Origin of the sequence: Trichococcus flocculiformis (assembly GCF_900113645.1) — a bacterium.
Lineage (GTDB): Bacteria > Bacillota > Bacilli > Lactobacillales > Aerococcaceae > Trichococcus > Trichococcus flocculiformis.
The window spans coordinates 1-9,414 of sequence record NZ_FOQC01000070.1 but is presented as its reverse complement, the minus strand read 5'-3'; the positions used below and the strand labels follow the sequence as shown (position 1 = coordinate 9,414).

Annotated in this window: 6 protein-coding genes; 3 read left to right on the top strand and 3 right to left on the bottom strand. The window is 47.0% G+C overall.

Features of this window, described 5'->3' with window-relative positions:
• Positions 1-290: 290 nt before the first annotated feature.
• Positions 291-2,963 carry a cation-translocating P-type ATPase gene (locus BMZ71_RS13765; protein WP_086990799.1) on the bottom strand — a complete coding sequence of 891 codons (2,673 nt, stop codon included), beginning with the start codon at positions 2,961-2,963 and terminating at the stop codon, positions 291-293.
• A gap of 316 nt (positions 2,964-3,279) precedes the next feature.
• Positions 3,280-4,743, bottom strand: coding sequence for an NCS2 family permease (locus BMZ71_RS13760; RefSeq protein WP_086990798.1), 1,464 nt, complete (start codon positions 4,741-4,743; stop codon positions 3,280-3,282).
• 337 nt (positions 4,744-5,080) lie between these two features.
• Here BMZ71_RS13760 and BMZ71_RS13755 point away from each other — a divergent pair, with 337 nt between their 5' ends.
• From BMZ71_RS13755 to BMZ71_RS13745, 3 genes are read left to right on the top strand one after another with little or no spacing between them, the layout of a single operon-like run.
• A complete protein-coding gene (locus BMZ71_RS13755) occupies positions 5,081-5,788 on the top strand; it encodes a metallophosphoesterase family protein (RefSeq protein ID WP_086990796.1) in 708 nt (235 codons plus the stop codon).
• 52 nt (positions 5,789-5,840) lie between these two features.
• The gene (locus tag BMZ71_RS13750) at positions 5,841-8,024 is read left to right on the top strand and encodes a Tex family protein (protein WP_086990794.1); all 2,184 of its coding nucleotides are present in this window, start codon (positions 5,841-5,843) and stop codon (positions 8,022-8,024) included.
• Between the two features lie 13 nt (positions 8,025-8,037).
• The gene (locus BMZ71_RS13745; RefSeq protein WP_086990792.1) at positions 8,038-8,505 is read left to right on the top strand and encodes a SprT family protein; all 468 of its coding nucleotides are present in this window, start codon (positions 8,038-8,040) and stop codon (positions 8,503-8,505) included.
• A gap of 44 nt (positions 8,506-8,549) precedes the next feature.
• On the opposite strand, the gene BMZ71_RS13740 is transcribed toward BMZ71_RS13745, so the two are convergent.
• Positions 8,550-9,134 carry a TetR/AcrR family transcriptional regulator gene (locus BMZ71_RS13740; RefSeq protein WP_086990790.1) on the bottom strand — a complete coding sequence of 195 codons (585 nt, stop codon included), beginning with the start codon at positions 9,132-9,134 and terminating at the stop codon, positions 8,550-8,552.
• Positions 9,135-9,414: the final 280 nt, after the last annotated feature.

Here is a 9,414-nt window from a genome sequence, read left to right as displayed (position 1 = left end):
ATAGCAAGCGAGAAATGGTGAAATGATTTTTGTTGATGCTTTTTACATTCTCTAAGCGACTTTTTCAGCAGCCTCAAATAAAGTTGGCGGGGAAAATCAGTCACGACTACTACACGAAAACCCGCCAAAACTACTTCGGCGGGCTAAATCTCCCGCTGACACCGCGAGATTCCCCGCCAAAATGGTTTTGGCGGGGAATCTCAATCCAAAATCCAGGCCTTCAACCCAAACCGCAAAAGAAAACCCCATCACGACCATAAGTCGCGATGGGGTTTTTAAATATTCATGTATTATTCTTTGATCTGGTTCACTTTTTTGTCGTATCCGATACCGCGCAAGATAGCTTTCATGATCTCTACGAATGGGATTACCGACAAAGCAGCTGCAATAACGATCATCCATTGTTGACCGGTCATATCATAGATTCCGAAGATTGTGTTTAATCCTGGAACGAATGCCACCATCAGCATCAATGACAACGACAGCAAGACTGCGTAGTTGAACATTTTGTTGCCGAACGGGTTGACAGAGAACAATGATTTGAAGACGGATTTACAGTTGAAGGCATGCGACAACTGGATAAATCCTAATGTTAAGAAGGCCATTGCTTCACCAATGTGCAGTTCATATCCGTAGTAGATAGTCGCCAACCAGAATACGAACAAGGTGATACCACCTTCGTAGATACCTTGGTAGATCATGCTGGTGAATACGCCGTTCGAGAAGAAGTTGGAAGAACGACCACGAGGCGCTTGTTCCATAACATCTTTCTCAGCTTCTTCCAAACCTAAAGCAATAGCAGGGAATACGTCCGTAACCAAGTTGATCCACAGCAAGTGGATTGGTTCGAGGATCTGCCAACCCAAAACAGTAGCGATGAACAAGGTCAATACTTCACCCAAGTTAGCGGAAAGCAAGTATTGAACCGCTTTTTGAATGTTTGCGAAAACCTTGCGTCCTTCTTCAATCGCGTGAACGATTGTTGCGAAGTTATCATCAGCCAATACCATGTCGGAAGCACCTTTAGAAACTTCCGTACCTGTAATACCCATACCGATACCGATGTCAGCTTGTTTCAATGAAGGGGCATCGTTCACGCCGTCTCCAGTCATGGCGACCACTTTGCCGTTATCTTGCCAAGCTTTAACGATACGTACTTTATGTTCAGGAGAAACACGGGCATAAACTGAATAGTTTTGAACCGTGCGCAAGAAATCATCATCAGAGATATCATTCAATTCGGCGCCGGTAATGACTGAGCCAGCAGAAGTGTTTTCATCCAAAATGCCTAAACGCGTTGCGATTGCAGAAGCAGTATCTCTGTGGTCACCCGTGATCATGACTGTACGGATACCAGCTTTTTGTGCTTGAGCGATCGCTTGTTTCGCTTCCGGACGTTCAGGGTCGATCATACCGATAAGACCTGCAAACACCAAGTCCGTTTCGACTGCTTCAGTCGTCATTTTTGCAGGTACAGCAGCGACGTTTTTGAATGCCATCGCCAATACACGCAATGCTTGGATAGCCAAGCTGTGGTTGGTGTCCAGGATTTCTTTTCTGTCAGCGTCTGTGATTGGAGAAATGACGCCAGTCTTGATGATGTGCGTGCAGCGTTTCAACAACTCATCAGGAGCCCCTTTGGTAGCGACCAAGAATTGGTCACCTTCTGGGTGGATCGTGGACATCAATTTGCGGTCTGATTCAAAAGGTACCTCAGCAACACGCGGCATGTCTACCAATTTAGCGGACAAGTCAAAACCTTTTTCCAAACCATATTGAACCATTGCTGTTTCAGTAGGGTCACCGATCAACGATTTGTCGTTGGCGATTTTTGTGTCATTTGCCAAGTTCATGATCTTCATGACAGGCAATTCCAAGTCGATGTTTTCATCAGCATCGTGGACTTGACCATCGTAGTAAACTTTTTCGATCGTCATTTTGTTTTGAGTCAATGTACCGGTTTTGTCGGAACAGATAACTTCAGTACCACCCAATGTTTCAACAGCAGGCAACTTGCGGACAAGCGCATTTCTGCTGGCCATTTTTTGCGTACCCAATGCCAAGATGATTGTTGTGATGGCAGGCAAACCTTCAGGAATAGCGGCAACGGCAACGGAGATGGAAACCATCAACATATCCAACCAAGGACGGCCATTGAATCCGAATCCTATGATGAACATCAATACAGCGATGACCAAAATCAGAATCGTCAAAGATTTACCCATTTGGTCTTGGTTGATCTGCAATGGTGTTTTCTTTTCTTCAGCGTTTTGCAGCATGTTCGCGATATGTCCAACTTCGGTGTTCATCCCTGTAAGGACGACGACACCTTCCGCACGGCCATAAGTAACGTTTGTGCTTGAGAACGCCATGTTTTTGCGGTCACCTAAAGGAGCGTCTGTTTCAACGTCGCGCAAGTCTTTTTCGACCGGTACAGACTCACCAGTCAAAGCAGCTTCTTCGACTTTAAGGGAATTGACATCGTAAAGGCGGATATCTGCAGGAACAACATCTCCGGCTTCCAAAACGATGATGTCACCAGGCACAAGCAATTCGGACTTGACTTGGATAACTTCTCCGCCACGTTTTACGTTGGCAAGCGGTGAAGCCATTTTCTTCAAAGCCTCGATTGCTTCTTCGGCTTTGTTCTCTTGGAATACACCTAAGAATGCGTTTATGATAACAACAGCTAAGATGATGATGGCATCAGCGATTTCATGACCGATAGTACCAGAAATGATTGCTGCAGCTAATAGAACGAGAATCATGAAATCCTTGAATTGGTCCAAGAATTTTTGCAAAGTGGTGCGTTTTTCACCTGCTTCTAGTACGTTCTCTCCATACTCAGCCAATCTCTTCGCGGCTTCCTCTTTGGTAAGTCCATCTCTAGTCGAGTTAAGTTCAGCTAAGACTTCCTCTTCCGTTTGCGCGAAGAACGCTTTATTCAGTTGTTCTTTTGACACAGTATTTCCCCTCTCTTAACCTGAATGTAGTAGTGTTAAAATGAAAAGAGACCTATGCATAAAATTGTCCATCAGACAACACTGTATGCATAAGTCTCACTATTTAAGGTAACACCAGCAGATAGGATTACTCTACTTATTGTTGACATTACCACAGCCTTGTACTGCTAGTTACTCCCCTATGGAGATATTCAGTTTAACACTCGGGTTAATTATATCGACAAAAGCAAGGAATCGCAACAATTTATTACCGAAAACGAAAACATTTAAAAAAAAAGACACATTTCCGTATTTTTCGGAAATGCGCCCAGTCCTATTAAAGCAATGCCAAAATGATGAAGTTTGCCAAGAATAAAGCCGAAGAGAACCAAACGATCGGGTGGATTTCGTACGACTTTCCTTTTACGACTTTCACGATGCAGTAGAAGAAGAAGCCGGCTGCGATACCGTAGGAAATGCTGTAAGAAAGACCCATGAAGATGGATGCGAAGAAAGCAGGGATTGCATCTTCGAGATCATGCCAGTTGATTTCCGTGAATGATCCCATCATCAGAATACCTACAAGAATCAAAGCCGGAGCTGTTGCAGCAGCGGGAACAACACCAATCAGCGGTGCGAAGAATGCGCTGATGATGAACATGCCGGCAACAACAACTGCAGTCAAACCAGTACGTCCGCCAGCACCGATACCGGCAGCACTTTCAACGTAAGTAGTCGTATTTGAAGTACCGAAGATCGAACCGATTACCGTACCGACTGAATCGGCGAACAAAGCTTTATCCATCTTCGAACTGAATCCGGATCCTTCTTCAAGCGCTTTTTCATCTTCTGCAGAGAAAATACCAGTACGACGACCAGTTCCGATGAATGTACCGATTGTGTCGAAAGTATCGGAAAGGCTGAATGCGAAGATGGTCATCAATACTAAAGGCAATTGGGAAACATCGGAGAACAAGGACAAAAGACCTTCTGAACCGAATGCAGCACCGAATGTTACACCTAGTTCGGAAATAGCTGTTGCAAGCGAGTTTGCTTGCAGGCTTGCTGTTGAAATATCAACAACACCCATCGGGATACCCAACAAAGTGGTCGCAACGATACCGATAAGGATTGCGCCACGGACATTTTTGACCATCAATACAGCTGTAAGGATCAAACCGATCAAAGCCAATAATGCTGGCATTTGCGTGAAATTAACCAAAGCAGGGACGATGCCGCCGCCAGTAATGACTGTGCCTACACCGCCAGTGAACGTTTCAGCCGTTGCATCGTAAGGAGCGCCATTGATCGCTGTGATGGAGCCAGCGTCGGAAGTAAATTCAAGGAAGCCGGCGTTTTTGATTCCGATATAAGCGATGAAGATGCCGATCCCGCCGCTGATTGCGTGCTGCAGGCTTTCAGGGATCGATTTGATGATCATTTTTCTGATTTTGGTTACAGTGATCAGAACGTTGACCATCCCACAGATGAATACCATGGCCAAAGCTTGTTGCCAGGTGAAGCCAAGCGAGAAGACGACAGTGAAAGTGAAGAAGGCGTTCAAGCCCATACCCGGTGCCAAAGCATAAGGTACGTTGGCGAAAAGGCCCATCACCAAAGTGCTGACTGCAGCGGAAATGATTGTTGCCAAGAAGACTGCTTGGCTAGGCATTCCTGATAAAGAAAGGATTGCTGGATTGACGAAGATAATATAAGACATTGCGAAGAAAGTTGTGATTCCGGCAACGACTTCTTTGGAAACTGTTGTTCCGTGCTCTTTGAGTTTAAAGAAATTTTCCATTTTGAAAAGATCTCCCATCTGAATTTTTTTCGGCAGCGACAGGAAACAGATACAATAAATGATTTCAAATGCATTCCTTGCTTGCCACTCGACTATTATAACCAATCACCCTAAGGCTTGCAATAAATAAGTGAATGATTTAATCAATTTGTTAGTTTAATGTTCGTGATTTGCCTGATCCAGTAATGAAAGCGGTTCAAAAACGCTGCTATTACTTCTTAACGTTAGCATTTCAGGAAAATAGGATCTTTTTCGGTAAATATGCCTGAGCAGGAAAGCGGGTGATATGCTAAAATGAGAAGTACCGAAGCAGTCTGGACGAAAGAAGGTGCAGAGCATGAAAGAAGAAGTATTTGTGGTGGGCGATGTCCATGGGGAAATCACCTTACTGAAGAAATTATTGGAAAAGTGGGACCGCGAGAAGCAGCAGCTGATTTTTATCGGCGATCTAGGGGACCGCGGCGAAAACTCGAAAGCCTGTTTTCTGCTGGCGAAGGAACTGGTGGAGAAGTACGGTGCTATTTATCTGAAGGGCAACCACGAGGCTATCCTGATGAATTTCATCGCGAAGCCGGAGGAATACGCAGGCAATTATTTTCTGAACGGCGGTTTGGGTTCCTTGGAAAGTTTTCTGCATGAGCGCATCGATGAAGAGTATTCGCCTACTGAAATCGCCCTGATGATGAAACATTACTACAAGGATCTGCTCGCTTTTTTGGCTGAGCTTCCTTTGTACTATGAATGGGAACAATACGTGTTCGTCCATGCCGGTGTAGATTTGGGGAAGAAAGATTGGCACGACAGCTCCGAAGAGGACTTCCTCTGGATCCGCGAACCGTTCCACAAAAAGAAGAATCGCAGCGGCAAAACAATCGTGTTCGGGCATACCCCAACTTTTTATCTCCACGGCGATAACGATCGATCGGACCTTTGGATCTCGGACGATAAGATCGGTATCGATGGCGGAGCCGTCTACGGCGGATCGCTGCACGGCGTCGTATTTGACAAAACCGGTCTGAAAGCGGACCATATAACACAGAAATGATGAAGGTGCCGAAACGGCATTTTTGTTTTGAAAGGCAGGAATAAATAACACTATGACAGAAACAGCTCAACAAATCGTTATGGACTTGGTGAAAGCAGAGCTAAGCCAATTCAGACCCGCACAAATCGAAAAAGTACTGCAGCTATTGGAAGAGGGTAATACCGTCCCTTTCATCGCGCGCTACCGGAAGGAAGCGACCGGATCGCTCGATGAGGTCGAGATCCGCGAAATAGAAGAGCGCCACCAATACGCGACGAACCTATACAAGCGCAAGGAAGAAGTCATCCGCATCATCGAAGAGCAAGGCAAACTGACGCCAAAGCTCAAAGCGGATATCGAACGCGCCGAAAAGATGCAACGCGTTGAAGACCTATACCGTCCCTACAAACAAAAACGCCGTACGAAAGCCGCAATCGCCCGCGAAAAAGGCTTGGCTCCGTTTGCCGAGTGGCTGATGAACGGACCGACGAGCGGATCCTTATCAGTAGAGGCGAAGGCCAAGGAATTCCTGAATGAGGAAATGGAACTTTCTACTATAGAAGACGTTTTGGCTGGGGCCCATGAAATCATCGCCGAAATCGTCAGCGATGAACCGGCTTACCGCGAACATATCCGCGAGTTCACGCGCAAAAACGGCCAGGTCGTCAGCACGGTGAAGGATGCCGAGAGCGACGAAAAGGGCGTCTTCGAGATGTACTACGATTTTTCCCAAGGTGTGGCCACGGCCGTACCGCACCGCATCCTGGCTATGAACCGCGGCGAAAAAACCGGCATCCTGAAGGTTGCGATCGCGGTCGATGAGGAGAAAATCTTCGCGTATTTGTCGAAGAAAGTTCTGAAGAATCCGAACAGTATCGCTGCGCCGTACGTGAAGGCCGCCAATGAAGACAGCTACCGCCGTTTCATTGGACCGGCCATCGAACGCGAACTGCGCAACGAATTGACCGAAGCCGCCGATGCGCAAGCGATCGACGTCTTCGGCGACAACCTGCGCAACCTGTTGCTGCAGCCGCCTTTGAAAGGCAAAGTGGTGCTTGGTTTGGATCCGGCTTACCGTACCGGCTGCAAGTTGGCGATCGTCGATGCGACCGGTAAAGTATTGGCGAAGAGCGTTATTTATCCGCACAAACCAGCCAACCAGGAAAAACGCGCTGCTGCCGGTCCGGCTTTCCGCAAAATGCTTCAGGACTACAAAGTCGAAATGGTCGCCATCGGGAACGGAACCGCTAGCCGCGAGTCCGAGCTATTCGTATCCGAGCAGATTAAGCAAGTGCTGAATACGGTCTACTACGCTATCGTCAATGAAGCGGGCGCTTCGGTTTATTCCGCCAGCGATATCGCTCGTGAGGAATTCCCTGATTTCCAGGTCGAAGAACGCAGTGCCGTCAGCATCGCGCGCCGTCTGCAGGATCCGCTTGCCGAATTGGTGAAGATCGATCCGAAATCGGTTGGTGTCGGCCAGTATCAGCATGACGTTTCCCAAAAACAGTTGGGCGAACGCTTGGACTTCGTCGTCGAAACCGCCGTGAACCAAGTCGGCGTCAACCTGAACACGGCCAGTGCGCCATTGCTGCAGCACGTTGCCGGTCTGAACAAAACCATCACCAATAACATCGTCACTTTCCGCGAAGAGAATGGGGCTTTCGACAGCCGCCAACAATTGAAGAAAGTGCCGCGTCTCGGCCCGAAGGCTTTCGAACAATCGGTCGGCTTCATGCGCATTGCTGGGGGCAAGAACATCCTTGACAACACCGATATCCATCCCGAATCCTATCCGGCCGCCAAAGAAGTGCTGGCACTGGCTGGGCTTAGCCTGAAGGACATCGGAACCGAACAAGCCCGTGAAGCGCTGGGAGCGTTGGATCGCACCAAAGCCCGCGAAGCAACCGGTCTCGGTAAGGAAACGTTGCAGGATATCATCGCCGGTTTGACCAAACCGGGCCGCGATCCGCGCGACGACATCGCGCAGCCATTGCTGCGCCAGGATGTGCTCTCAATGGAAGATTTGAAACCGGGCATGGAACTGCAAGGAACCGTCCGCAATGTCGTGGACTTCGGCGCCTTCGTCGACATCGGCGTCAAACAGGATGGCATGGTCCACATCTCCAAACTGAGCAATCGCTTCGTCAAACATCCTTCCGATGTGGTCGCGGTCGGCGATATCGTAACCGTGTGGGTCGATCATGTCGACACGAACAAAGGCCGCGTTGCCCTGACGATGCTGCCGCAAAAATAATGAGGAACAATTGATGAACGAACAAGAACTGCAAAGGTTGGTGGAAGATATTTCACAAGCGGTCTTTGATAAACCGTTCCGCCACCGCGCCAGCTTCAACCGCCGCCTCAAGACGACAGGCGGACGCTACCACCTGGGAAGCCACGATTTGGATTTCAATCCCTTGGTGCTGGAACTGCACGGGGCGGAGGAAATGGAGAAGGTTGTGAAACACGAACTCTGCCACTACCACTTGCATCTGGAGGGCCGGGGCTACCTGCATCGGGATGCCGATTTCCGCAAGCTGCTGAAGGAAAGCGGCGGCAGCCGGTTCGTAAAAGATCTACGGCAAACTGGAACTATTGTGCCGCCGAAATGGCTGTACAGTTGCAGTGCATGCGGGCAGCTTTATCCGCGGAAGCGAAGGATTGATCTGAAGAAGTATGTTTGTGGGAAGTGCAAGGGTAAACTGCGATTGAAGAGCCAAATAACAACTCGATAAAGAAAATAAGCCGGAAAGTCGTTGATGACTTTCCGGCTTTTAAATTATTTCAAATTATGATTGTGGGCGTGATTATAAAAATGCATAAATTCTTCTCGGATTTTATCCGGCGGCGTCACAAAATCTTCGTAGATCCAGCCGTGAATGGTACCTACCAAAGTATAGGAAAATATTTTAGCATAGGAGGTCAATTGTTGTTCCGTCATGCTTACTAATGGTGTCCAAATTTCGATTAGCTTGTCGTAGATCGTTTGGGCGCAGATATGCGAAAGATCCTTTTTCGTTTCGTTCTTTTTGCAGTTATAGATAAGGTTCCGATGCTGGTAGACATAATCGAAAAACGTGATATCTGCAGATTTCATCGACATGAGATGCATTTTGTGATAACTTTCGAAACTTTCTTTGACCGCAATCGCCAACCCATCCAATAAATCCTGTGTCACATCATCCAGCAGATCAAATTTATCATAGTAATGGTTGTAGAAAGTGGTGCGGTTATAATCGGCGGTTTCCACTATGTCTTTTACGGAGATGCAAGCGAAACTTTCCGTTTCCAATAACCGCATCAATGCATCCTTGAATAAGAGCTTCGTTCGCCGCGCACTTTTGCTGTTTGATTCATTTAACATGGAAAAAAACCTCCTTATTGAAAAACAATAGTTTCATTCTTAGTGTTCAAAAAAACGACATATTTAATCGAAGTCTTCATTTTTTGCACAACCGTATCGATTCTGTGGATTGTATAAACAACAAATTACCTGAATTATTCATACCATACCAAATCTTGATATGAATAACCCTATTTCATCTGCAATATTGGATTTTTGGCAGAGTTGTTATTTTTTCCCTTTCAAAATGTCTCTTAGAGACGAAAAGAAGCACGGAGTGCGATTGTTATTGTGTTTTTGG